Source organism: Achromobacter sp. NFACC18-2 (assembly GCF_900108985.1).
GTDB lineage: Bacteria > Pseudomonadota > Gammaproteobacteria > Burkholderiales > Burkholderiaceae_B > Achromobacter.
Genome location: NZ_FNYM01000003.1, coordinates 400,481 through 425,637, shown reverse-complemented (window position 1 = coordinate 425,637; position 25,157 = coordinate 400,481). Strand labels below are relative to the sequence as shown.

Here is a 25,157-nt window from a genome sequence, read left to right as displayed (position 1 = left end):
GCGATATCGCCCGCAAACCCTTGCCAGCATTGGGTTTGGACGAAAAACAACACGGAATTCCCGGGCTGGAAGGGCGATTTCCAGCCCGTTTGCGGCCTACCGAAGCATGCCTGCGGCAGCCGTCTGATGCGTGGCTTCATCGATCAGGATGAAGGCGCCGGTCGCCGCGACATCGTCATACCGATCGACCGCGAGCGACTCGCGCGTGGTGAGCGTCACGCGGCCGATGTCGTTCATGCGCAAGGTGCCTTCGGTGTTCTCGACCTCTTGCAACTCATGGATGTCCCGATGCGACAACACCGCGCGCACCTTCGCCGACGTGAGCCGCGTGCCGGACTTGAGCAGATACTTGCGCGCGGGATTCAAGGCCTGCGTGTCCAGCCAGCACAGCTCGGCTTCGAACTCGCGCGACACCTGGGCCGGCGCAGCCGTGTGCACGATCACGTCGCCGCGCGAGACGTCAACGTCGCGGTCCAGCACCAGCGTGATCGAATCACCCGCCACCGCTTCATCCAGCGCGCGATCGAAGGCGCGGACCTCCTGCACCACCGCGCTCACGCCCGACGGCTGCACCGTCACCGCGTCGCCCGGGCGCACCACGCCGCTGGCCACCCGGCCGGCGTAGCCGCGGAAATCGTCCGTGCGATCGCCGCCGTGGCGCGCCACCCATTGCACCGGAAAGCGCAGCGGCGTGGCGCGGCCATCGCCCGACAGGTCCAGCGATTCCAGCAGCGCCAGCAGCGGTTGGCCCTCGTACCACGGCGTCTTGCCGGAGAGCGTGACGACGTTCTCGCCGCCCAGCGCCGACAAGGGCAGCGCGTCGAAATGCGCGATGCCCAGCTTGCCCGCCAGGTCCGCGTACGCATCGCGGATGCGCTCGAACACCGCGCGGTCCCAGTCGACCAGGTCCATCTTGTTCACCGCGACGACGATGTGGCGTATGCCTAGCAGGCGCGCGATGGTGCTGTGCCGCTTGGTCTGCGGCAGGAGCTTGCCGTCGGCCGCGCGGGTCGCATCGATCAGGATGACGGCGACATCGGCCGTCGACGCCCCGGTCACCATGTTGCGCGTGTACTGCTCGTGACCGGGCGCGTCGGCGATGATGAACTTGCGCGTGGGCGTGGAAAAGTAGCGGTAGGCGACATCGATGGTGATGCCCTGCTCCCGCTCGGCCTCCAGGCCGTCGGTCAGCAGCGAGAAGTCGATGCCATCGCCAGCCACCCGCTTGTGCTTGGCGCGCGAGATTGCGTCCAGCTGGTCGGCAAAGACCCCCTTGCTGTCATACAGCAGGCGGCCGATCAGCGTGGACTTGCCGTCGTCGACGGAGCCCGCCGTGATGAGGCGCAGCACGCCGTTGTCGGCGCCGGAAAGAAAGGAATCGTTCAGTGCGTTCATGTGGTTCCCCAGGCGCCGGCATGGGCCGGCGCGTCTTGCATTCAGAAATAGCCTTCTTTCTTGCGGCGCTCCATCGAGGCCTCGGAAGTCTGGTCGTCCATGCGCGTGGCGCCGCGCTCGGTGATGTCGGTCACCGCCGTCTCGGCGATGATGGCCAGCGTGTCGGCGGCATCGGATGCGACCGGGCAGGTGCAGGAAATGTCGCCCACCGTGCGGAACCGCACGGACAGGCGCTCGACCTGTTCGCCGTCCGCTGGCGGCGTCAGGCGCGTGACGGGCACCAGCAGCCCCTTGCGGCGCACGACCTCGCGCTCATGGGCGTAGTAGATCGACGGCAGCGCCAGCTGCTCGCGCTGGATGTACTGCCAGACGTCCAGTTCGGTCCAGTTCGAGATCGGAAAGACGCGCATGTTCTCGCCGCGGTGCACGCGGGTGTTGAACAGGTTCCAGAGCTCGGGCCGCTGGGCCTTGGGATCCCACTGGCCGAACTCGTCGCGGAACGAAAAGATGCGCTCCTTGGCGCGCGCCTTTTCCTCGTCACGGCGGGCGCCCCCGATGCAGGCGTCGAAGCCGAACTCCTCGATGGCCTCCAGCAGCGTCACCGCCTGCGCCGCGTTGCGCGAGTCGGTCTCGCGGCGCAGCACGACGCTGCCGCGCTTGATCGAGTCTTCGACGCTGCGCACGATCAGGGTTTCGCCCAGTTCGGCCGCGCGCGCATCGCGAAAGGCGATGACTTCGTCGAAGTTGTGGGCGGTGTCGATGTGCATCAGCGGAAACGGAAAGCGGCCCGGCCGGAAAGCCTTTTCGGCCAGGCGCAGCAGCACCACGGAGTCCTTGCCGCCCGAAAACAGCAGGACGGGCTTTTCGCATTCGGCGGCCACTTCGCGCAGGATGAAGATCGCTTCCGATTCCAGCCAATCCAGGTGGCTGCGTTGGATCACAGCAGACATAGGTATTCCCCTAAAACGATTTTGAATTCATGGCCGCGTCAGTCGGCGCGCGCCGCAATGTTGATGACCCGGTTGCCCGCATGCAGTCCGCATTCCTTGGAATCGGACGACTCCCACCACCAGCGCCCTGCCCGCAGGTCCTCGCCGGGCCGGATCGCGCGCGTACAGGGTTCGCAACCGATGGACGGATAGCCTTGGTCGTGCAGCGGGTTGTAGGGAATGCCGAGCGTCCGGATGACGGCCCAGACGTCTTCCTCGCTCCATTCGGCCAGCGGGTTGAACTTGTAGAGGCCGAAGGTCTTATCGTCTTCTTCGAACGGCAATTCCCCGCGCGTGGTCGACTGCGCGCGGCGCTGGCCGGTGATCCAGGCGCCGCGCCCCGCCAGCGCGCGCTTGAGCGGCTCGACCTTGCGGATCTGGCAACAGGCCTTGCGCAGTTCCACGCTTTCGTAGAAGGCGTAGGCGCCATGCGCCGCCACATGCGCGTCGACCGCCGCCTCGACCGGCCGGTACACCGTGACCTCGCGCCCGTAGCGCGCGCTCACCGCGTCCAGCACGCCCAGCGTTTCGGCGTGCAGCCGGCCCGTGTCCAGCGTGAAGACTTCCAGGTCCAGGCCCGAGTCGTAGATGGCGTGGGTCAGCACCATGTCTTCGGCCGCCAGCGAAGACGCCAGCGCGGCGTCCGGGTAGCGCCGCCGGACATCCTGCAGCCGCGAGATCAGCTCGCGCCAGCGCGCCGCCAGGGCAGGTTCGAGTTCAGTAGATTCGGTAGAGAGAGTCGTCATGGTTGCACCGCGAAAATACGAGCGCGCCGGGGACGCGCCAGCAGGATCTCGCCATCCTGCAGGTTCAGTTCCTGATAAAGCGATTCCGGCACCTCGGCCTCGATGATGGCGTCCGAGTCCTGGCGCGCCAGTTCGAGATAGGCGCTGGGGCCGGCCAGATAGGCGTGCGACAGGCGCACCGGAATGCCTTCGGCGCCGGCGCGATAGCGCTCGACGTCGAATTCGTGCGGCCGCACATATGCGGTGGCGCGCTGCGCATCGGGCTGCGCCAGGTCCGGGGCCGGCAGCGACAGTCCGGCGCCTTCCCACACACCGCGCGCGGCCGTGCCCTGCAGCTGGTTCACGTCGCCCAGGAAGCCATAGACGAACGGCGTGGCCGGGCCTTCCCAGACTTCGCGCGGCGTGCCTACCTGTTCGATGCGGCCGGCGTTCATCAGCACCACCCGGTCGGACACTTCCAGCGCCTCTTCCTGGTCATGCGTCACGAACACGCTGGCCACGTGCAGTTCGTCGTGCAGCCGCCGCAACCAGCGGCGCAGTTCCTTGCGCACCTTGGCGTCCAGCGCGCCGAAGGGTTCGTCCAGCAACAGCACGCGCGGCTCGACCGCCAGCGCGCGCGCCAGGGCGATGCGCTGGCGCTGCCCGCCCGACAGTTGCGCCGGATAGCGGTCGGCCAGCCAGTCCAGTTGCACCAGCCCCAGCAGGTCGTGCACCTTGCGCCGGATCTGGTCCTCGGATGGGCGCTGCGAGCGATGCTTGACGCGCAGGCCGAAGGCCACGTTCTCGAACACCGTCATGTGCTTGAAGAGCGCGTAGTGCTGGAACACGAACCCGACCTGGCGCTGGCGCACGTCCACCGCGGTGGCGTCCTCGCCGGCGAACAGCACGCTGCCGGAATCGGCCGACTCCAGCCCCGCGATGATGCGCAGCAGCGTCGTCTTGCCGCAGCCCGACGGTCCCAGCAGCGCCACCAGCTCGCCGGTCTCGATGTGCAGCGAGACATCGTTCAGCGCGCGGAACTGGCCGAACCGCTTGGATAGATTGCGTACTTCGATACTCATGCCTGTCTCCTTGGCCAGTGCGTCGCGTCAGGCGACCGCCGGCTTGATGGATGCCGCGGGGCCGGGATACTCCACCGGCTGGTCCGCGCCCTGCAGAAGGCGCGCGTTGCGCCACTCGACCACGTTCTTCGCCACCAGGGTCACCAGCGCCAGCAGGGCCAGCAGCGAGGCGACGGCGAACGCCGCGGAATACTGGTACTCGTTGTAGAGAATCTCGACGTGCAGCGTCATCGTGTTGGTCAGCCCGCGGATCTGGCCCGACACCACCGACACCGCGCCGAATTCACCCATGGCCCGCGCATTGCACAGGATGGCCCCGTACAGAAGGCCCCACTTGATGTTGGGCAGCGTGACGCGCCAGAAGATCTGCCAGCCGCTGGCGCCCAGCGTCAGCGCCGCCTGCTCTTCCTCGCTGCCCTGCGCCTGCATCAGCGGAATGAGCTCGCGCGCCACGAACGGAAAGGTCACGAACAGCGTCGCCAGGATGATGCCGGGCACCGCGTAGACGATCTTGATGTCGTGCGCCTGCAGCCATTCGCCGAACCAGCCCTGCGAACCGAACAGCAGCACGAACACCAGCCCCGCCACCACGGGCGACACCGAGAACGGCAGGTCGATCAGGGTGATGAGGAATTGCTTGCCGCGGAACTGGAACTTGGTGATGGCCCAGGCGGCGGCAACGCCAAACACCAGGTTCACGGGCAAGGCAATCGCCGCGACCAGCAGCGTCAGCCGGATGGCGGCCCAGGCGTCGGGCTCGACGATGGCGTCCAGATACAGCGCCCATCCCTTCCTGAAGGCCTCGGCGAACACCGCCGCCAACGGCACCAGCAGAAAGAGCGCCAGGAATCCCAAGGCGATGAACAGCAGGACGCCGCGCACCCAGCGCGGCTCGGTCAGGTGAGCCGGATAATCCGCTGCGCTCATGACAGTCTCCCCAGGCCGCGGCGCGCCTGCCAGCCCTGCAACAGATTGATGATGAGGAGCAGCACGAACGACAGGACCAGCATCACGGTCGCAATGGCGGCCGCGCCGGCGTAGTCGAACTGCTCCAGTTTGGAAATGATCAGGAGCGGCGTGATCTCGGACACCATCGGCATGTTGCCGGCGATGAACACCACCGACCCGTACTCGCCGACCGCGCGGGCGAACGCCAGCGCAAACCCCGTCATCAGGGCGGGCATGATCGTGGGCAGCAGCACGCGGCGAAAGGTCTGCCAGCGGTCGGCGCCCAGGCTGGCGGCGGCTTCTTCGATTTCGCGCTCCACGTCTTCGAGCACCGGCTGCACCGTGCGCACCACGAACGGCACGCCAATAAAGATGAGCGCGATGACAATGCCCAGCGGCGTGAACGCCACCTTCAGGCCGAACCATTCGGACAGCGGCCCGCCCAGCCAGCCCTTTTGCGAGTACAGCGCGGTCAGGGCAATGCCCGCCACGGCCGTCGGCAACGCGAACGGCAGGTCGACCAGCGCATCCAGGATCTTCTTGCCGGGAAAGCGGTAGCGCACCAGGACCCACGCGACGACGGTGCCGAACACCAGGTTCACCAGCGCCGCGATGAACGACGCGCCGAACGTCAGTTGGTACGAGGCGAGCACGCGCGGCGCGGTCACCGCGTCCCAGAAGCCCTGCCATCCCAGCCCCGCACTCTTGATGGGCAAGGCGGCCAGCGGGATCAGCACGAGCACGCTGAGATACAGCACCGCATAGCCCATGGAAATGCCGAATCCGGGCAGCACGCCCGGGCTGTTGCGCCGCGCGGCAAAAGGCGCTTGCGCGCCGTTTGCCGCCGGGTTCGAGGCTGAAGTCATGGCCGTCGTCCGAACGTTATGCAATTACTTTTTCTGAGGCTGGTAGATCTGGTCGAACGTGCCGCCGTCGCTGAAGTGGTCCTTCTGCGCCTTGCGCCAGCCGCCGAAGATCTTGTCGTCGATGGTGACGAGCTTGACCTTGGGGAACTTGGCCTCGTACTTGGCGGCGACGGTCTTGTCCAGGGGCCGGTAGTAGTTCTTGGCGATGATTTCCTGCGCGGCCGGGGTGTACAGGAACTCAAGGTAGGCCTGCGCGGCGGCGCGAGTGCCCTTCTTGTCCACGACCTTGTCGACGACGGCCACCGGCGGCTCGGCCAGGATGGACAGCGACGGCACCACGATGTCGAACTTGTCCGGACCCAGTTCTTCCAGCGCCAGGAAAGCCTCGTTTTCCCAGGCGAGCAGCACGTCGCCCACGCCGCGTTCCACGAACGTGGTGGTGGCGCCGCGCGCGCCGGTGTCCAGCACCGGCACATGCTTGAGCAGGTCGCCGACGAAGGCGCGCGCCTTGTCCTCGCTGCCGCCGTTCTTGTCCAGCGCATAGGCCCAGGCCGCCAGGTAGTTCCAGCGCGCGCCGCCCGAGGTCTTGGGATTGGGGGTGATGACCTGCACGCCGTCCTTGACCAGGTCGTCCCAGTCCTTGATCTGCTTGGGATTGCCCTTGCGCACGAGGAACACGATAGTGGACGTGTAGGGCGCGCTGTTCTGCGGCAGGCGGGCCTGCCAGTTCTCGGGCAGCAGGCCGCGGTCGGCGATGGCGTCGATGTCGTAGGCCAGCGCCAGGGTCACCACGTCGGCTTCCAGCCCGTCGATGACCGAGCGCGCCTGGCGGCCCGAGCCGCCGTGCGACTGGCGGATCGTCAGATCGACGTTGGCCTTTTCCTTGTAGTGCTTGACGAAGGCGTCATCGATGGCGCGGTAGAGCTCGCGCGTCGGGTCGTAGGACACGTTCAGCAGCGTCTGCTTCTGCGGCGCCTGCGCCTGCGCGGGCGACAACGCGGCAAACGACACCGTCACTGCGGCCAACGCGGCCAACCAACCGGCTTTCCTGAAAGACATCCCTTGCTCCCTGAATTCTGCAATGTGGAGGCAAGTGTGCGGGCTGGCCGATCTGAACGGAACGAATCATTTTTTGATTGCTCATCGCTGGCAGGCATATAGGACGGGCGTCCCAACAACGAAAAGCCGCCGCAATCCTCTATGGGAATCGCGGCGGTCCTGGCGGCCTGGAGCCGCTTGGAAACCGGGGGAACAACCCCCTGTTTTCGGAATTTACTTATTCGGTTGCGGCGTGATGCGCAGGTACGGACGCACGGCCTTGTAGCCCTTGGGGAACTTCTCTTTGATGACCGCCTCGTCCTGCAGGGACGGAACGATGATCACGTCGTCGCCGTCTTCCCAGTTCACCGGCGTGGCCACGCTGTGGCTATCGGTAAGTTGCAGGGAATCGATAACGCGCAGGATTTCGTTGAAGTTGCGCCCGGTGCTGGCCGGATACGTGATGGTCAGGCGCACCTTCTTGTTCGGATCGATGACGAACACCGAGCGCACGGTCGCCGTGGCGCTGGCATTCGGGTGGATCATGTCGTAAAGCTCGGAAACCTTGCGGTCCTTGTCGGCGATGATCGGGAAGTTGACCGTCGTCGACTGCGTATCGTTGATGTCCTCGATCCACTTGGTATGCGAGTCGGTTCCGTCAACCGACAGGGCCAGGACCTTCACATTGCGCTTGGCGAATTCGTCGGCCAGCTTGGCCGTATAGCCCAGCTCGGTCGTGCAGACGGGCGTGAAGTCGGCCGGATGCGAGAACAGCACCCCCCAGCTGTTGCCCAGGTACTCATGGAAGCGGATCGGGCCAGCCGAGGATTCCTGCTCGAAATCAGGGGCGGTATCGCCCAGGCGTAGTTGACTCATGGTGTCTCCTGTACGGGATTCAGTTGATGGGGCTGGCAGGCGGACCGGCTGGGACCGCCGCGCAGCGGGAGCGTTTCCTGGCGCAGTTTGCCGCGCATGAAACGATTCTTCCATCAAACCTTTACGTGAGGAAATACGCAAGTCATATAACCTTATGCAATATTCGAAGAGGCTTTGCCAACCCGCCGGACTCAGCTCAAATGGTAGGCCAGCGACACGATGATCGGCCCCAGCACCGGCAGCAGCACGTTGGCAATGGCGTACGTCACCGTGTAACCCAGCAGCGGCACGGAGCTGCCGCTGGCCGTCAGGATGGCGCTGATGGCCGGGGTGCTGACGTGCTGGCCGGCGATGGCGCCTACCAGCAGCGGGCCTTCGATCTTCAGCAGTTTGTGGCCCACCCACAGCGACAGGCAGGCCGGTCCCAGCGACACCAGCAGTCCGATCAGCGGCAGCACCGCGCCGTGCTCGCGGATCAGCGACAGCGCATCGGGCCCGGCCGACAGCCCCACGCAGGCCACGAAGATCGCCAGCCCCAGGTCCTTGAGCAATTGCACCGCATGGGCCGGCATATGGCCGATCGACGGCCGCTTGGCATTGATCCAGCCGCAGACCAGGCCGCTGACCAGCGCCCCGCCCCCGCTGCCCAGCGACACCGGGATCCCCCAGAGCCTTGCCCCCAGGCTGCCCAGCATCAGGCCGGCAAGAATGCCGAACGCCAGGAAGACCAGGTCGGTCACGCCACTGCGGCGCAGTTCGGAACCCAGCGCGGCCATCGCCTCCGACAGCTCGGGTTCCGCGCCCACCAGCGTGACCAGGTCGCCATACTGCACCACGGTCGCGGGCGTGATCGGCAGCACGTGCCCGGACCGTGAAATGGATTGCAGGAACACGCCTCGCGCGCGCCGCGCGTTGGGCCGCAGGGCCAGCTCGCCCACGGTATGGCCGTTGACGGACTTCTGGCTGACGACAACCTGCCGCTCGCTGAGCTGCAGGTCGTCCGCGTGCGCCTCGGGGAGCTGGATTTCCGGGCCGATGACCGATCCGGCCCGCAGCGCGAAGCGGCGCGGGCCCAGCACGACCACGACGTCGCCGGTGGCGAGCACGTACTCGGGCATGGCGTCGACCGCCTCGCCGTCGCGCAGGAGACGGCTGATGACGGTTCGGCCGCCCAACTGCGCCTCCACGTCGCCCACGCGCCAACCGTCCACGTCCTTGACCACGTGGGCGCGCCCCACCAGGCGCGGCAGCGTCGGCAGGCTGGCGTCATCGTTGTCGCCCGGCGAGGCGCCCAGCTTCGCCTCCAGCGCCTTGGACGCCTCGCGCAGATTGATCCGCAGCAGCGCGGGCGCCACCTGGCTGGTGAAAAAGACGATGCTGATGAGGCCGACCAGGTAGGTCAGTGTGTAGGCCGTGGCGATGTTGGCCTCCATGCGCTGGACTTCCGCGTCCGGCAGGCCCAGGTGCTTGAGGGCCTCGGCCGCCGTGCCCACCACGGCCGATTCCGTGGCCGCGCCCGCCGCCAGGCCCGCGGCGGTGCCGGCGTCCAGCCCGAACAGCGGCACGGCCGCCAGCACGATGCCAAGCACCAGCGCCGCCTCGATGAGCGGCAGCACGACATAGCGCAGGCTGGACCGGTTGAGATTGGCGAAGAACTGCGGGCCGCCGGAGTAACCCATGGCGAAGATGAAGAGGGCGAACGCCACCTCCTTCAGGTCGCCGCGCATCTGGCAGCCCGTCTGGCCGATCAGCAGGGCGACGATGAGCGTTCCGCACACCCCGCCCAGCTGTATCGGCCCGACCTTCAGCTTGCCGATCAGATAGCCCAGCCCCACCGTGACGAACAGCACCGCGATGGGAACGCTATTGAAGAACCCGACCGTACACGTCATGAGTGCGCGCCGCCCTGTGATGGCTTATTTTGCCGATGTCTTCTTGGCCGCATGGGCCGACTTGGCCGCCGTGTCCGCCTTCTTCACGGCCTTTTTCACCGCCTTCTTCACGGCCTTCTTGGCCGCCGTCTTGCCGGCGGCCGTGCGCTTCTTGGCGGCCGATGCCTTGACGGTCTGGCCCTTGCCGGCGGTCGGGCCGGACAGCACCAGTTCGGACGCCTTCCACGCCTCGACGTACTCGGTCGCGGACTCGACCATGTACTTGCCGATCTTGGCGTAGTCTCCGTCGTCCAGATTGGCCAGCGAGATGCGGATCGACCACGGCGGGCCGCCAAAGCCTCCGCCGTCCATCAGCACCACCCCCGTCTTTTCCGCCAGCCGGAACAGGAAGTCCACCGGCTCGTAGTTATCGATCATGTACTTGCAAAAGGCGTCGCCGTACATGACCTTGGCCCAGACCATGAAGTCCAGTTCCACGTAGTACCAGGCCCGCATCGGGTCTTCGGGCGGCATGGGGATGCCCAGGCCGCGCCACAGCGCGTCGCGGCGGCCGCGCACGATCTGCATGGTCAGGTGCTTGTAGGCGTCCTTCAGGTCCAGCAGGTGGGACAGCGCGAAAAGTCCCATCTGCACCTGTTGCGGCAATGACAGCCCCGCCGTGTGGTTCAGCGCGACGTCGCGGCTGTCGGCGACCAGGCGGTCGATGAACTTCAGCTTCTCGGGCTCCATCGTCATGGCGCCGTATCGCTTGTCCAGCCGCTTCTTCCATGCGGCCGGCAGTTCGGCGATGCGCCGGTCCATCGTGTTGGTCTCGTGCGTGGCGATCACGCCCAGACGCCATCCCGTGCAGCCGAAGTTCTTCGAGAACGAGTACACGCAGATCGTGTTCTGCGGCACTTCCGCCATCAGCGACCGGAAGTTCGGCACAAAGGTGCCGTAGACGTCATCGGTCACCAGCACCAGGTCGGGATTCTTGCGGATCAGGCGCACGATCTGCTTCATTTCGACCGGGCTGAACGCCACCGACGGCGGGTTGCTGGGATTGACCGTGACCGCCAGCTTGATCTTGGGATCCTCCAACTTGGCGATTTCCGACGCGGGATAGTGCCAGTCGTGCGTGCCGTCGGCGCGCATGCTGTTGGCGTTGATCGCGACGATGTTGAACTGGAAGCGCTCCAGATGCGCGATCTCGATGTAGGGCGTGAACGTGGGCAGGAACAGCGCGATGGTGTCGCCCTGCTTCAGGAGGCCATTGGTCATCAGCGAGTCGAAGATGTAGCACATGGCCGCCGTGCCGCCTTCCACCGGAAAGAGGTCGAACTTGCCCTTGGGTGGGCGCCCGTCGCACATTTCCTTGACCAGGTAGTCGTGGACGATCTGCTCGATATGCACCAGCGCGCGCGGCGGCACGGGGTAGTGGTCGCCGATGATGCTGTCGGTCAGTTCGTGGATCCACTCGTCCGGGTCGAAGCCCTTGATCTTCACGCCGTATTCCAGCACGCCGACCAGGAAGTCGTAGCCGTCCTCGCTCTTGTGCTTGGAAAGGAACTTGCGCAGCCGGTCGGCGCAGCCCTTCTTGGCCGGCATGCCGGCCAGGATGCCGTCGTCGCGCACGCGGCGCGCCTCTTTCATGGCGAACCGTCCCAACAGGAAGAACGCATCGCGCGGTTCGGTGGCGATCCAGTTGGGGTTGCCGCGGCCAGCGTTCAGCATGGTCGACACCGACGCCTGCTGATTGTCCTTGGCCAACGTGATCAGGTAGTCCTTCAGTTCGAACGGCGAGAGCTGTTCCAGGTCGCGCTGATGGGAACGCGTGGTTTTCAAGGCCGAGGCCAGGCTGACGGTAACGGGAGTGGCGGGAGCGGTGGAAGCCATGTTATGTACTCCAGGGGTTCGTTATGACAGGCGCTGTGCAGCCTCGCGCCATTGGGTTGCCGCGTTTATTCAGTCCGCAGGTCCGTGGGCCTGCGGACCCTGCTGCTAAGCCATGAGCATGACGATGACTATCCCCCAGATGATGAGCAGGGTATTGCCAATGGCATAAGGAACCGTGTAGCCAAGCGCGGGAACCTGGCTTTTCGCCGTCTCGGTGATCTGTCCGATGGCCGCGGTGGTGGTGCGGGCGCCCGCGCAGACGCCAAGCGCGATCGCGGGGTGGAACTTGAAGACATATCGCGCGATGAACACGCCCAGGATCATCGGGATGCTGGTGGCGATGACGCCCGCGATGAAGAGCTTTGCGCCGAGCTGCTGGAAGCCCTGCACGAAGCCCGGTCCCGATACGATCCCCACCACGGCGACGAAGGCGGTCAGGCCGACCGAAGTCAGGAACCAGTGCACGGGCTCGGGCACGCGGCCGAACGTCGGATGGACTGACCGCAGATAACCGAAGACCAGGCCGGAAATCAGCGCCCCGCCGGAGGTGGACAACGTGATGGGAATGCCCCCCACGGTCAGCACCAGCGTGCCGAACAGGCCGCCCAGCAGGATGCCGAAGCCGACGAACACCATGTCCGTCTGGTTGGTGGCGCGATCCACATAGCCCAGTTTGCCCACCGCCCGTTCGACGTCGCGCTTGGCGCCCACGATGAAGAGCCGGTCGCCGCGGTCCAGCTTCAGGCCCCAGTTGACCGGCATCTCGTGCCCACCGCGCATGACCTTGCGCAGGAACACGCCCCGCCCCAACTGGCGCACGGTCTCATTGTCGGCAAGTTCCTTGAGCGTCTTGCCTGCCACGTTCTTGTTGGTCAGCACGACCTCGACGATCTCCGCCGGCAGGTTGATGACATCGCGGTCCTCGACCTCGGTGCCGATAAGGCCGGAAGCCTGCAGGACCAGCGCGTCATGCCGGCCGGTCACGCCCAGCACGTCGCCAGCCTGAAGCGCGGTGGTGGAGTCGGCATCGATGATCTGGTCGCCGCGGCGGATGCGTTCGACAAAGACGCGCGCGTCCACGAACTTCGCCTCCAGATCGCCCACCGTCTTGCCCACGTAGTCCGCGTTGTCCAACCGGTAGGCCCGCGCCGTGAACTTGCGGTAGCCGGACAGTTCCATCGAATCGGCCCCGCCGGACATCTTCGCCTCGTACTCCTGGCACTCCTTCACGATGTCCACGCGCATCAGCTTCGGTCCCAGCGAGGCGAGCAGCCAGGCGCTGCCGACCGTGCCGTAGATGTAGCAGACGGCATAGGCCACGGGAATGCTGTCGATCCATTGTTTCTTGGTCGCCGCGTCGATGGACAGGCCGTTGATCGTGTCGGTCGCCACCCCCATGACCGCCGATATGGTCTGCGCGCCGGACAGCAACCCGGCTCCGGTGCCGGCATCGAAGCCGAACGCCACGGCGGTCCCCCACGTGACCAGCAGGCAGATGACGCAAATGATGACCGCGAAGATGACCTGGGGAAGGCCGTCGCTTTTCATGCCGCGGAAGAATTGCGGTCCGACGCCGTAGCCGAGACCAAAAAGAAAAAGCAGGAAGAACACCTGCTTGAGAATTGGAGCAATCGTGATGTTGAGCTGGCCGACCAGCACGCCTACCAACAATGTCCCTGTCACTGCGCCCAGATTGAAGCCGAAGATCTTCTTCGCTCCTATCCAGTAACCCAGGCCAAGGGTCAAGAAAACGGCCAGTTCAGGGTACTTCCGTAGCGTGTCAAAGAACCATTCCATCACGAATCTCCTTCGTTCTGTACCGGTCAAGCACAATCGCAAACAGTGGGTAGCGCGCGAAATACCATATCAGAGTATTTCTTAAAATCAAACAATTTCGAAAATCTTGGGTTGCGCATTGCGCGCATACAAAAAAACCGCGGGCTTGAGGCCCGCGGCTTTTTCTGTGACGTTCCCGCTGCGACTTACAGCGCGACTTACAGCGCGTTGGTCAGTTCAGGCACGACGGTGAACAGGTCGCCGACCAGGCCGTAATCGGCCACGCCGAAAATCGGCGCCTCGGCATCCTTGTTGATGGCGACGATGACCTTCGAGTCCTTCATGCCGGCCAGATGCTGGATGGCGCCGGAGATGCCAACGGCCACGTACAGTTGCGGCGCGACGATCTTGCCGGTCTGGCCCACCTGCCAGTCGTTCGGCGCGTAGCCGGCGTCGACCGCGGCGCGCGAGGCGCCCAGCGCGGCGCCCAGCTTGTCGGCCAGCGGATCCAGGATCTTGAAGTTCTCGGCGCTGCCCAGACCGCGGCCGCCCGACACCACGACACGCGCGCCGGCCAGTTCAGGACGGTCGCTCTTGGCGACTTCGCGGCCCACGAACGTGGACAGGCCCGAATCGGCCACGGCGGCCGCGTCTTCGACCGAGGCGGAGCCGCCTTGGGCGGCGACGGCGTCAAAGCCGGTCGTGCGCACGGTGATGACCTTGACGGCGTCGGCCGATTGCACGGTGGCGATGGCGTTGCCGGCGTAGATCGGGCGCTGGAACGTGTCGGCGGATTCGACGCCGATGATGTCCGAGATCTGCGCCACGTCCAGCTTGGCCGCGACGCGGGGCGCCACGTTCTTGCCCGAGGCGGTGGCCGGGAACAGGATGTGGCTGTAGCTCGAGGCCACGGCCAGCACCTGGGCCGCCACGTTTTCAGCCAGGCCATCGGCCAGTTGCGGCGCATCGGCCAGCAGCACCTTCGCCACGCCGGCGGCCTGGGCGGCCTGATCGGCCACGGCGCGAGCGTTCGAGCCGGCGACCAGCACGTGCACGTCGCCTCCGATCTTGGCGGCGGCGGCGATGGCGTTCAGGGTTGCGCCCTTGAGATGGGCGTTATCGTGTTCGGCAATAACCAGCGTCGTCATGTCAGACCACCTTCGCTTCGTTCTTGAGTTTGTCCACCAGGGCCGCGACATCGGCCACCTTGATGCCGGCCTTGCGGGCGGGCGGCTCGCTGACCTTCAGCGTCTTCAGGCGCGGCGCCGGATCCACGCCCAGGTCCTGCGGCGTGACGGTGTCCAACTGCTTTTTCTTGGCCTTCATGATGTTCGGCAGCGTGACGTAGCGCGGCTCGTTCAGGCGCAGGTCGGTCGTCACGATGGCCGGCAGCTTCAGCGTCAGCGTTTCCAGGCCGCCGTCCACTTCGCGCGTCACGGTGACCTTGCCGTCAGCCAGTTCGACCTTGCTGGCGAACGTGGCTTGCGGCCAGTCCAGCAGCGCGGCCAGCATCTGGCCGGTCTGGTTGGCGTCGTCATCGATGGCCTGCTTGCCCAGGATGACGAGCTGCGGCTGTTCCTTGTCCACCAGCGCCTTGAGCAGCTTGGCCACGGCCAGCGGCTGCAGTTCGACATCGGTCTGGACCAGCACGCCGCGATCGGCGCCGATGGCCATGGCGGTGCGCAGCGTCTCCTGGCATTGCGCAACGCCGCAAGAAACCGCCACGACTTCAGCGACGGCGCCCTTTTCCTTCAGGCGGGTCGCTTCCTCGACGGCGATTTCGTCAAAGGGGTTCATGGACATCTTCACATTGGCGATATCCACGCCGGTCTGATCAGACTTGACGCGCACCTTGACGTTGTAGTCAACGACGCGCTTGACAGGTACCAACACCTTCATCCCGCTGCCTCCAAATGGAAAATAATGAACCCGGCATGCGCCGGGATCGCATTGCACAATTTTTTCCTGATTCTACAGCTTCGCCAGCGCGCGTATGTGGGCGACCACGCTGCGGCCCAAGGCTGACAAGTTGTAACCACCCTCGAGCGTGCTCACGATCCGGCCTTGGCAGTGGCGGTCGGCCACGTCAACGAGCTGCTCGGTGATCCAGGCGTAGTCCGCTTCGACCAAGCCCATCTGCCCCATGTCGTCCTCGCGATGGGCGTCAAATCCGGCCGACACCAGGATCAGCTCCGGACGATGCGCTTCCAGCCGCGGCAGCCACTTGTCCGTGACGATGGTCCTGACCGCGGCGCCCGCGGTATAGGCCGGCACGGGCACGTTCAGCATGTTTGCGGCCGTCTGGTCGGCGCCGCTGTTGGGAAAGAACGGATGCTGGAAGAAGCTGCACATCAGCACCCGGTCGTCGCCCGCGAATACGTCCTCGGTGCCATTGCCGTGATGGACGTCAAAATCCACGATCGCCACGCGCGTCAGGCCATGCACGTCCATGGCATGCTGCGCCGCAATGGCGACGTTATTGAAAAAGCAGAAGCCCATCGCCTGCGAACGGCACGCATGATGCCCTGGCGGACGCACGGCGCAGAAGGCCGTGCGCGCCTCGCCGCCCAGCACCGCGTCCACCGCCGCCACCCCTGCCCCCGCCGCATGCAGCGCGGCCTCGTAGGTGTGGGGATTCATCAGGGTGTCGGGATCGATAGGGTAATACCCTTGGTCGGGGGTATGTTTTTGCAAAGTGTCCAGATGCTGGACAGTGTGCACGCGCAGCAGGTCGCTGCGGGACGCTTGCGGCGCCTGCCGATCATGCAGGTACGGCATCAAACCGCTTGCGAGCAACTGGTCGGAGATGGCGTCCAGCCTCTGCGGGCTTTCCGGATGCCAGCTTCCCATTTCATGCAAGCGGCATGCCGGGTGGGTAAGATACATGGTCTCCATAAGGAAGATTATGTTCATCTGTCGGCGAATACTGCAACTCGGCGCACTTTCTGCCCTGCTGGCGGGGTGCTCCACCACCGCCCCCACAGCAGCACCCTCCCCCTCTCTTGCTTCGCAAACCGCCCAGGCTTCAGGGACCACGCCCATCCGCATCGGGCCCAGCGCGCCGCCCCCCGGCCCGGAACTGGCCGACGACGCGCCCGCCGCGCTGACGCCGTCCGGCGCGCTGCGTCCCGAGGTCCGCAGCTTTGTCGAGGACCTGGCCGCCGAGCGGCAACTTCCGCTCGCGCCGATGGTGTCCGCGCTGGAAAGCTCGCGCTACAACGCCACGGTGGCCCGGCTCATCGCCCCCTCCCCGCCGGGCAAGAAGATCTGGCGCAGCTGGCTGACCTACCGGTCGCGCTTCGTCGAACCCAAGCGCATCGCCTGGGGCGTCGAGTTCTACAACGAGAACCGCGACCTGCTGAACCAGGCCGCGCAGCGCTTTGGCGTGCCGGCGCCGATCATCGCATCCATCATCGGCGTCGAAACGCTGTACGGCCGCAACATGGGCAATTTCCGCGTGCTCGATGCGCTGGCGACGCTGGCCTTCGACTATCCGGATCCCGCCAAGCCGGAACGCGCCACGATGTTCCGCAACCAGTTGGCGGACTTCCTGACGCTGGTGATGAAGGACAAACTGGAACTGGAAACCAAAGGCTCGTATGCGGGCGCCATCGGCATGCCGCAGTTCATGCCCACCAGCGTGATGCACTACGCGGTGGACGGCGACAGCAACGGGCATATCGACCTGACCAACAATACGCAGGACGCAATCATGTCGGTGGGCAGCTTCCTGGCGCAGCACGGGTGGCAACGCGGCCTGCCGGTGTTTGCGCCCGTCGCGCTGCCCGCCGATCCCACGGCGCTGGTGGACGGCGGCCTGGAGCCCAAGCAGAGCTGGAGCACGCTGTCGGCGGCCGGCTCGCGCCTTGCGCCCGGCGCGTCCAGCGACGGCTGGATCAGCCAGCCGCTGGGCGTGGTGGACCTGGTCGAAGAGGCGCGGGGCACGGCGCAGTACCGCGTCGGCACTCCCAACTTCTTTGCGCTGACCAAGTACAACCGCAGCTATTTCTACGCGACGTCGGTGGCCGACCTGGCCGCGGAGATCGAATCCCGCGTGGCGCGCTGAAATCAGACTGGAAGAAGGAAGACGCCCCGGCGGAAGGCATCCGCCGGGGCGTCTTGTTGTGTGAGGCAAGCTGTCGCAGCCTGCGCGGCCGCCGCCCGGCACGCGCTAGTTGAACACGCCCGTGGACAGGTAACGGTCGCCGCGGTCGCACACGATGAACACGATGGTCGCGTCGTTCACGCGTTCCGCCACCCGCAGCGCCGCGACCAGCGCGCCCGCCGACGAAATCCCGCCGAAGATGCCTTCTTCGGCGGCAAGGCGGCGCGCCATGATTTCGGCCTCGGACTGCTCGATGGATTCATAGGCGTCCACGCGGCTGCGGTCGAAGATCTTGGGCATGTAGGCCTCGGGCCACTTGCGGATGCCCGGGATCTGCGACCCTTCGGCCGGTTGCGCGCCCACCACCTGCACGGCGGGGTTGCGCGACTTCAGGTAGGTCGACACGCCCATGATCGTGCCCGTCGTGCCCATGGCGCTCACGAAATGCGTGACACGTCCGTCGGTCTGATTCCAGATCTCCGGCCCCGTGGTCTCGACGTGCGCGCGGGGGTTGTCGGGATTGGCAAACTGGTCCAGCACCAGCCCGCGGCCATCGGCCTGCATCTCGGTCGCCAGGTCGCGGGCATACTCCATGCCGCCCTTGTCGGCGGGCGTCAGGATGAGTTCGGCGCCGTAGGCCGCCATGGCCGCGCGGCGCTCGACGGACAGGTTGTCCGGCATGATCAGGATCATGCGGTAGCCCTTCATGGCGGCCGCCATGGCCAGCGCAATGCCGGTGTTGCCGCTGGTGGCTTCGATGAGGGTATCGCCCGGCTTGATGTCGCCGCGCTCTTCCGCGTGCTGGATCATCGACAAGGCCGGGCGGTCCTTCACGGAACCGGCCGGGTTGTTGCCTTCCAGCTTGGCCAGGATGACGTTGCCGCGCGCGTCGCCCGCCGCTCCCGGAATGCGCTGCAGGCGCACCAGGGGCGTGTTGCCGACGGTCTGCTCGATAGTGGGGTAGGTAGTAGTCATGCGGTCGATCATAACTCTGCCTGGCGCCGGCCGACGTCAAAAGCCGCGCCCGCGCCAGGGGTTCCTGCGGCCGCGCCGGCTCAGGGCCGGGCGCGGGCCGGCGCGGATGCGGCCGGGGTGGCCGATGCCCCCGTCGTCGCCGGCCGGGCGCTTGACGCCGAGCCCCCCGACGCCGCCGGCTTGCCCGCGGCCGGCTTGCCGGGCGCCGGGCGGGACGCGGTCGACGCGCCTGCTTCGGGCGCGGCCGCGCCGCCGATCGTCAGCCCCGCCGCCTGCAGCGCCTGAGCCTTTTTCTGGCCGATGCCGCGCACACGTTCGCTCAGGTCTTCGAGCGATTCGAAACTGCCGCCGCGTTCGCGCTCGCGCACGATGATTTCGGCGGTGCGCGGGCCGATGCCGCGCACGCTTTCCAGTTGGGCCGCGGTGGCCTGGTTGATGTCCACCGCATGGGCGGGCGGCGCGGCCACGCCCAGGCCGGCGGTCAGCAACAACGCGCCGATTGCCCGCCGCAGTGCGAGCCGGGCGGCACGCGGGCCGCCGGGTGTGCGGGCGCGGCGCGGCCCGCGCCATTGCGCCAGCGGCAGGTGGCGGGCGACGGTGGAATGGACGAACGGATTCATGGGGCTCTCCTGACAAGTCCGGACGCGACGGTTGCCGCGCCACGTTTCCATCATCGCGGCCGGACGGGCCCGGCGCCCGGCCGGTGAACCAAAACATCCACCCCGGCAATCACGCGGGCGAAAAAAAGCCACCGGATTGCGGTGGCCTGATCGGATGCCCGGGAGACGGATTATTTCCGGGCGCGCCAATGGCGCACGTACTCGGCCACGCCGGTCTGCACGTCGCGCATCGGCGACGTAAAGCCCGCCGCCCGAAGCTGGGTGACGTCCGCCTGGGTGTAGCTCTGGTAGCGGCCCTTCAGGTCGTCCGGAAACGGGATATAGCGGATCAGATCCAGCTCGGCCAACTGGGCCAGCGACAGCTCGGCCTCGCCACGCTCGGCGCGCAGCGTGTTGACCACGGCTGCCGCGACGTCGTTGAAGGGCTGCGCCTTGCCCGTGCCGCAATTGAAAATGCCGGATTGCTCGGGATGGTCCAGAAAGTGCAGATTGACGGCGACCACGTCCTCGACCGAGATGAAATCGCGGCTCTGGCCGCCATCCACATAACCGTCCCAGCCCGCGAAGAGGCGCACGTGGCCGTGCTCGAGGAACTGGTTCATGTTGTGAAAGGCCACCGAGGCCATGCGCCCCTTGTGCTGCTCATGCGGGCCGTAGACATTGAAATAGCGCAGGCCCACGACCTGCGCCGTCAGGCTGTCCATGCGCTTGCGCAGCACCTGGTCAAACAGCAGCTTGGAATAGCCGTAGACGTTCAACGGGCCTTCATTGTCGGGATGCTCGACGTACGTCGTCGAGCCGCCATACACGGCGGCGGAGGACGCGTACAGGAAGGGAATGCGGCGCGCCTGGCAGAACTCGAACAGTTCGAGCGTCACGCGGTAGTTGTTGTCCAGCATGTAGCGACCGTTGCGCTCGGTGGTATCCGAGCATGCGCCCTGGTGCAGCACGGCGCGGACGTCGGTCAGGCTGCCGTCGGCAACGCGTCGGCGGAAGTCGTCCTTGTCCATGTAATCGGCGATCTTGCAGTCGACGAGGTTGACGAACTTGTCGCCTTCGGTCAGGTCATCGACGGCGATGATGTCCTCGATGCCGCGGCGATTGAGCCCGCGAACCAGGTTGCTGCCAATGAAGCCCGCGGCTCCGGTAACGACGATCATGAGGTTTCTCCTGCCAATTCCGCTGCGGTGACGACGGACGTGCCCAGCTTGCCCACCGCAATGCCGCCGGCCTTGTTGGCCCAGCCCATGGCATCGGCCCACGGCAGGCCGATGGCGCGCGTGACGGCCAGCGTGGCGAGCACGGTGTCGCCCGCGCCGGACACGTCGAACACTTCGTGCGCCTGCGCATCGGTGTGGTCGCGGCCCGCATCGGAAAACAAAGTCATACCCTGCTCGGACCGCGTCACGAGCAAGGCTTCCAGATCCAGTTCGGCACGCAGGCGCTGCGCGCGATCGGTCAATTCGGCTTCGGAATTCCAGCGGCCGACGGCCTGCTGCATTTCCGAGCGGTTGGGGGTGACCAGCGTCGCGCCGCGATAGCGCGAGTAATCGTCGCCCTTGGGGTCCACCAGCACCGGGATGCCCGCATTGCGCGCCAGGGCAATCAGGGATTCGACGCGGGCAAGCACACCCTTGGCGTAGTCCGACAGCACGACGATATCGTGGTTGGCCATGTGGCGGGCCAACGCGGCGTCCACGGCGTCCAGCGACGCCTGGGAAGGATGCTGTTCGAAATCCACGCGCAGCAGCTGCTGCTGGCGTCCGAGCACGCGCATCTTCAGGGTAGTGTGAAGCTGCTCGTCGGCGATCAGGTCGCCCTGGATGCCGGCTTCGGCGGCCAGGCGACGCACGCTGTCGCCCGCCTCGTCCTGGCCCAGCACGCCGACCAGGGTGACATGGCCACCCAGCGCCGCGACGTTGCGCGCCACGTTGGCGGCGCCGCCCAGGCGGTCCTCGCGGCGCGCGACACGCACTACGGGCACGGGCGCCTCGGGCGAGATGCGCTCCACTTCGCCGAACCAATAGCGGTCCAGCATCACGTCGCCAACCACGAGCACGCGGCTACGCGAAATGGCTTCGGCGGGAAAAGAGTTCATTCAAGTTCTTCCAGACGACGCGGCGCATAGGTTTCCCAGGCGTTGCAGCCCGGACATTGCCAGTAAAAGCGACGCGCTTGAAAACCGCAACTGCGGCAAGCATAGCGATCGAGCCGTTGCGTATGTTTGTGGATCAGGCTGCGCAGCAGGGTCAGGTCGGCGCCGGGCACCGGACCATGGTCGGCATCGCCCTCGCCGTTGGCGAGTTCGGCCTCAAGCAGGCGGTCCAGGCCCAGCAGCGAAGGATGGCTGCGCAAGGCGCCGCGGGCGAAGGCCCAGGCCGGCGCCGCGCCCTGTTGCACGCGCAGTTCCCTGAACACCACGTTGAAGAGGTCCAGCGACGCATGGCGGCTGTACTGCTTTTGCAGGAACTCCAGCCCCGCCGCGGCCTGGTTGGCGTTGCGATAGTTGGCCAGCAATTGATCGGCCACCAGTCCGGCGTACTCGGGCGCGTCGGTCATGACCGATTCCAGGTACAGCCGTTCGCGCTTCGGATCCTGCTCGATCAGGGCCAGCCGCGCGCGCAGCATGGCCGTGCGCACCATGGCGCCCTTGCTGGACGCGGTGTCGGTGGTCGCCAGGGCGTGGTCCGCGGCATCCAGCGCCTTGTGCGCGGCCTCGACATCGGCGGGCTTGGCGGCCAGGGCGGACTGGGCCTGCTCGCAGTAGTAGTGCACGATCTGGGGGACGGGCTCGTCGACCAGGCCCTGCAGCGTCTTGACGGCCTCGATGGCGCGCGGCCAGTCGTGTTCGGATTCGTAGATGCGGATCAGCGAACGCAGCGCAGGCAACGCGTAGCGCGTGTCCTTCAACTGTTCGAAGCCGCTCTCGGCGCGGTCCAGCATCCCAGCCTTCAGGAAGTCCTGCGCCAGCTCATGCTGCGCGTGCTCGCGCTCGGCCTGCGGCAGGTCGGAGCGGTTCAGCAGGCTTTGGTGCACGCGGATGGCGCGCTCCATTTCGCCGCGGCGCCGGAACAGGCTGCCCAGCGCGAAATGCAGCTCGGTGGTTTCGGGGTCCAGCTTGGCGACTTCGACGAAAGCGTCGATGGCGCGGTCCGGCTCTTCGTTGAGCAGGAAGTTCAGTCCGCGGAAATAAGAGTCCGGCAGGCTGCGCGTTTCACGCAGCATCTGCCGGATATCGAAGCGCGCGGCCAGCCAGCCCAGCGCAAACAGCACCGGCACGAAAATCAACCACCAAGGTTCAAAATCCACTATTCGGACTCATGCAGTAATTCGGTGCAAAAAAGGGGGCGGCGCGAGATCACAGCGGCGACATGGGGGCGACGGCCTCCGGCGGCACGACCGGGGCGTTTCCACTGGCGGCGGCCTGGATACGATCCAGTTCGCGGCGCAGGCGGATGGCCTCGCGGCGGCGGCGCAGCGCGGCGGGCACGGTCAGCAGCAGCCCGAACACGGCGCCCAGCACAAACACCACCAGCATGACGACGATCAGCGGAACGTCCTGGATGACGTAGTCGGCGTAGAACTTCACCGCGACGGGGTCGGTGTTCTTCAAGGCGAACATCAACACCGCAACAAACACGAGCAATCGCAGGGCCCAGACGAGATAGCGCATGGCGCATGCTCCAGATGATTCGAGACCGTCAATTGTAAGCGACGTCTTAGCGGCCAGAGAAAAAAAAGCCCGGAGGCGACGCGGGCGCAGCCTCGCGGGGCCGACGGCGCGCGGCACGAAACGGCGGCGCAAAAACAAAGCCCCTTGATTTCTCAAGGGGCTGTGTTCGCGGTCCGATCTGCCCGAAGGCAGCCCTGCCTGGCCGACGCGTCAATGCATGGCGTGCAAACCTGCCATGGACGACGACATCGACTCGCTCGATCCAGAGGATTGAGCGTCCTCGTCATTGCCGCCGACCAGGTCCACCCGTTCACGCAATTCCTTGCCCGCCTTGAAGTGCGGCACCTGTTTGCCAGGTACCAGCACCTGCTCGCCGGATTTGGGATTGCGCCCGACACGGGGAGACCGCTGCGACAACGAAAAGCTGCCAAAACCGCGGATCTCGATGCGCTGACCCGAGGCCAGGGCCTGGGTCATTGCATCCAGTACGGTCTTGACCGCGAAGTCCGTGTCGCGGGCGGCCAGCTGAGGATAGCGGGCCGCCAAGGCGGCGATCAGCTCCGACTTGGTCACGAATTAACCGTCGTTGCGCTGTTGGTCCAGCTTGGCCTTCAGCAGCGCGCCGAGGTTGGTGGTGCCGGACGAAGCGCTGGCGTCGGACATGCGCTGGATCGTGTCGGCGGTTTCGGCGTTGTCACGGGCCTTGATCGACAGCTGGATCGAACGCGTCTTGCGGTCGATGTTGACGATCATGGCTTCGATGTTCTCGCCGGCGGTCAGGACGGTGGTGGCATCTTCGACGCGGCCCGAGGAGATCTCGGAAGCGCGCAGGTAGCCTTCGACGTCCACGGACAGCGTGACGACAGCGCCCTTGGCTTCGACGGACTTGATGGTGCCCGGAACGACGGCGCCCTTGTCAAACGTGGCGACGAAGTTGTTGAACGGGTCGCCTTCCAGCTGCTTGATGCCCAGCGAGATGCGTTCCTTGTCGGTGTCGATGCCCAGGACCACGGCTTCGATCTCGTCGCCCTTCTTGAAGTTGCGCACGGCTTCTTCGCCAGCTTCCGTCCAGGACAGGTCGGACAGGTGGACCAGGCCGTCGATGCCGCCGGGCAGGCCGACGAACACGCCGAAGTCGGTGATCGACTTAATGGCGCCGCGGACCTTGTCGCCGCGCTTGAAGTTCGTGGCGAACTCTTCCCACGGGTTCTGGCGGCACTGCTTCATGCCCAGCGAAATGCGACGACGGTCTTCGTCGATTTCCAGGACCATGACTTCGACTTCTTCGCCCAAGGTAACAACCTTGCGCGGATCGACGTTCTTGTTGGTCCAGTCCATTTCGGACACGTGGACCAGGCCTTCGATGCCGGCTTCGACTTCAACGAACGCGCCGTAGTCGGTCAGGTTGGTGACCTTGCCGAACAGGCGGGTGCCTTGCGGGTAGCGGCGAGCCAGGCCCACCCACGGATCTTCGCCCAGTTGCTTGACGCCCAGGGAGACGCGGCTCTTTTCCTGGTCGAACTTGAGAACCTTGGCTTCGACTTCCTGACCCACTTGCAGGACTTCGGAGGGGTGACGCACACGGCGCCAGGCCATGTCGGTGATGTGCAGCAGGCCGTCGATACCGCCCAGGTCGACGAACGCGCCGTAGTCGGTGATGTTCTTGACCACGCCCTTGACCACGGCACCTTCGTGCAGGGTTTCGAGCAGCTTCTGGCGCTCTTCGCCCATGCTGGCTTCCAGCACCTGGCGACGCGACAGCACGACGTTGTTGCGCTTGCGGTCGAGCTTGATGACCTTGAATTCGAGGGTCTTGCCTTCGTACGGGGTGGTGTCCTTGACCGGACGCAGGTCGACCAGCGAGCCCGGCAGGAACGCGCGGATGCCGTTGGTCATGACGGTCAGGCCGCCCTTCACCTTGCCGGTGATGGTGCCGGTAACCAGTTCGCCGTTCTCCAGGGCCTTTTCCAGCTGCAGCCAGGCCGACAGGCGCTTGGCGCGGTCACGCGACAGGATGGTGTCGCCGTAGCCGTTTTCCAGGGAATCGATGGCCACCGAGACGAAATCGCCAGGTTGCACTTCGAGCTCGCCCTGGTCGTTCAGGAACTCTTCCAGGGGGATCAGCGCTTCGGACTTCAGGCCGGCGTTGACGACGACGAAATTGTGGTCGACGCGCACGACTTCGGCGCTGATGACCTCGCCGGACTTCATGTCCTGGCTCTTGAGGCTTTGTGCGAAAAGGTCGGCGAAGCTTTCGCCGCCGGTGGCGGTAGTGGAAACGGAAGACATGGGGTTGAAATCCATTGGGCCGAAATGGCCGTT

At 65.8% G+C, this 25,157-nt stretch carries 23 protein-coding genes; 1 reads left to right on the top strand and 22 read right to left on the bottom strand.

Going from position 1 to position 25,157, the window contains the following annotated elements:
• Positions 1-96: 96 nt before the first annotated feature.
• The 14 genes from BMW75_RS06790 to BMW75_RS06725 form a co-directional block, all read right to left on the bottom strand.
• Positions 97-1,395: a sulfate adenylyltransferase subunit 1 gene (locus BMW75_RS06790; protein WP_092578010.1), complete on the bottom strand. Its 1,299-nt coding sequence runs from the start codon at positions 1,393-1,395 to the stop codon at positions 97-99.
• A gap of 41 nt (positions 1,396-1,436) precedes the next feature.
• Complete coding sequence (gene cysD / locus BMW75_RS06785; RefSeq protein ID WP_076519593.1) at positions 1,437-2,345, bottom strand: sulfate adenylyltransferase subunit CysD; 909 nt, start codon at positions 2,343-2,345, stop codon at positions 1,437-1,439.
• 38 nt (positions 2,346-2,383) lie between these two features.
• On the bottom strand, positions 2,384-3,130 hold the full coding sequence (locus BMW75_RS06780; RefSeq protein WP_092578008.1) for a phosphoadenylyl-sulfate reductase: 747 nt from the start codon (positions 3,128-3,130) through the stop codon (positions 2,384-2,386).
• Positions 3,127-4,191, bottom strand: a complete 1,065-nt coding sequence (locus BMW75_RS06775) for a sulfate/molybdate ABC transporter ATP-binding protein (RefSeq protein WP_092578006.1) — start codon at positions 4,189-4,191, stop codon at positions 3,127-3,129. Before BMW75_RS06775 ends, BMW75_RS06780 begins: the two co-directional genes overlap by 4 nt.
• A gap of 27 nt (positions 4,192-4,218) precedes the next feature.
• A complete protein-coding gene (gene cysW / locus BMW75_RS06770) occupies positions 4,219-5,118 on the bottom strand; it encodes a sulfate ABC transporter permease subunit CysW (RefSeq protein ID WP_076519587.1) in 900 nt (299 codons plus the stop codon).
• On the bottom strand, positions 5,115-6,005 hold the full coding sequence (cysT, locus tag BMW75_RS06765) for a sulfate ABC transporter permease subunit CysT (protein WP_092578004.1): 891 nt from the start codon (positions 6,003-6,005) through the stop codon (positions 5,115-5,117). The genes cysW and cysT overlap by 4 nt, the downstream gene beginning before the upstream one ends.
• 24 nt (positions 6,006-6,029) lie before the next feature.
• Positions 6,030-7,064 carry a sulfate ABC transporter substrate-binding protein gene (locus BMW75_RS06760; protein WP_092578002.1) on the bottom strand — a complete coding sequence of 345 codons (1,035 nt, stop codon included), beginning with the start codon at positions 7,062-7,064 and terminating at the stop codon, positions 6,030-6,032.
• 213 nt (positions 7,065-7,277) lie between these two features.
• Positions 7,278-7,919, bottom strand: coding sequence for a peroxiredoxin (locus BMW75_RS06755; protein ID WP_076519581.1), 642 nt, complete (start codon positions 7,917-7,919; stop codon positions 7,278-7,280).
• Positions 7,920-8,110: 191 nt separating this feature from the next.
• Positions 8,111-9,811: an aspartate-alanine antiporter gene (gene aspT, locus BMW75_RS06750; RefSeq protein WP_092578000.1), complete on the bottom strand. Its 1,701-nt coding sequence runs from the start codon at positions 9,809-9,811 to the stop codon at positions 8,111-8,113.
• A 24-nt stretch (positions 9,812-9,835) separates the two neighbouring features.
• Positions 9,836-11,686 carry a bifunctional aspartate transaminase/aspartate 4-decarboxylase gene (locus tag BMW75_RS06745; RefSeq protein ID WP_092577998.1) on the bottom strand — a complete coding sequence of 617 codons (1,851 nt, stop codon included), beginning with the start codon at positions 11,684-11,686 and terminating at the stop codon, positions 9,836-9,838.
• A gap of 105 nt (positions 11,687-11,791) precedes the next feature.
• Positions 11,792-13,483 (bottom strand): aspartate-alanine antiporter, encoded by a 1,692-nt coding sequence (gene aspT / locus BMW75_RS06740; protein WP_092577996.1) that lies wholly within the window; start codon positions 13,481-13,483, stop codon positions 11,792-11,794.
• A gap of 197 nt (positions 13,484-13,680) precedes the next feature.
• Positions 13,681-14,610, bottom strand: coding sequence for an electron transfer flavoprotein subunit alpha/FixB family protein (locus BMW75_RS06735; RefSeq protein WP_076519574.1), 930 nt, complete (start codon positions 14,608-14,610; stop codon positions 13,681-13,683).
• A gap of 1 nt (position 14,611) precedes the next feature.
• Positions 14,612-15,361 carry an electron transfer flavoprotein subunit beta/FixA family protein gene (locus BMW75_RS06730; protein WP_092577995.1) on the bottom strand — a complete coding sequence of 250 codons (750 nt, stop codon included), beginning with the start codon at positions 15,359-15,361 and terminating at the stop codon, positions 14,612-14,614.
• A gap of 72 nt (positions 15,362-15,433) precedes the next feature.
• Positions 15,434-16,357: a histone deacetylase family protein gene (locus BMW75_RS06725; protein ID WP_083714271.1), complete on the bottom strand. Its 924-nt coding sequence runs from the start codon at positions 16,355-16,357 to the stop codon at positions 15,434-15,436.
• 10 nt (positions 16,358-16,367) lie between these two features.
• On the opposite strand from BMW75_RS06725, the gene mltB reads away from it, so the two are divergent.
• Positions 16,368-17,528: a lytic murein transglycosylase B gene (gene mltB, locus BMW75_RS06720; protein ID WP_092577994.1), complete on the top strand. Its 1,161-nt coding sequence runs from the start codon at positions 16,368-16,370 to the stop codon at positions 17,526-17,528.
• Positions 17,529-17,633: 105 nt separating this feature from the next.
• Here mltB and cysM read toward each other — a convergent pair whose 3' ends face one another.
• From cysM to rpsA, 8 genes are all read right to left on the bottom strand, one after another.
• The gene (gene cysM / locus BMW75_RS06715; protein ID WP_092578069.1) at positions 17,634-18,542 is read right to left on the bottom strand and encodes a cysteine synthase CysM; all 909 of its coding nucleotides are present in this window, start codon (positions 18,540-18,542) and stop codon (positions 17,634-17,636) included.
• Positions 18,543-18,622: 80 nt separating this feature from the next.
• Positions 18,623-19,162, bottom strand: a complete 540-nt coding sequence (locus BMW75_RS06710; protein ID WP_092577993.1) for a ComEA family DNA-binding protein — start codon at positions 19,160-19,162, stop codon at positions 18,623-18,625.
• A 170-nt stretch (positions 19,163-19,332) separates the two neighbouring features.
• The gene (gene rfaD, locus BMW75_RS06705; protein WP_092577991.1) at positions 19,333-20,322 is read right to left on the bottom strand and encodes an ADP-glyceromanno-heptose 6-epimerase; all 990 of its coding nucleotides are present in this window, start codon (positions 20,320-20,322) and stop codon (positions 19,333-19,335) included.
• Positions 20,319-21,260 (bottom strand): D-glycero-beta-D-manno-heptose-7-phosphate kinase, encoded by a 942-nt coding sequence (gene rfaE1 / locus BMW75_RS06700; RefSeq protein ID WP_092577989.1) that lies wholly within the window; start codon positions 21,258-21,260, stop codon positions 20,319-20,321. Before rfaE1 ends, rfaD begins: the two co-directional genes overlap by 4 nt.
• Positions 21,257-22,471 carry a lipopolysaccharide assembly protein LapB gene (gene lapB / locus BMW75_RS06695; RefSeq protein ID WP_092577987.1) on the bottom strand — a complete coding sequence of 405 codons (1,215 nt, stop codon included), beginning with the start codon at positions 22,469-22,471 and terminating at the stop codon, positions 21,257-21,259. The genes rfaE1 and lapB overlap by 4 nt, the downstream gene beginning before the upstream one ends.
• A 49-nt stretch (positions 22,472-22,520) precedes the next feature.
• The gene (locus BMW75_RS06690; protein ID WP_076519563.1) at positions 22,521-22,835 is read right to left on the bottom strand and encodes a LapA family protein; all 315 of its coding nucleotides are present in this window, start codon (positions 22,833-22,835) and stop codon (positions 22,521-22,523) included.
• A gap of 210 nt (positions 22,836-23,045) precedes the next feature.
• Complete coding sequence (locus BMW75_RS06685) at positions 23,046-23,408, bottom strand: integration host factor subunit beta (protein WP_076519561.1); 363 nt, start codon at positions 23,406-23,408, stop codon at positions 23,046-23,048.
• Between the two features lie 3 nt (positions 23,409-23,411).
• A complete protein-coding gene (rpsA, locus tag BMW75_RS06680; RefSeq protein WP_008164031.1) occupies positions 23,412-25,124 on the bottom strand; it encodes a 30S ribosomal protein S1 in 1,713 nt (570 codons plus the stop codon).
• Positions 25,125-25,157: the final 33 nt, after the last annotated feature.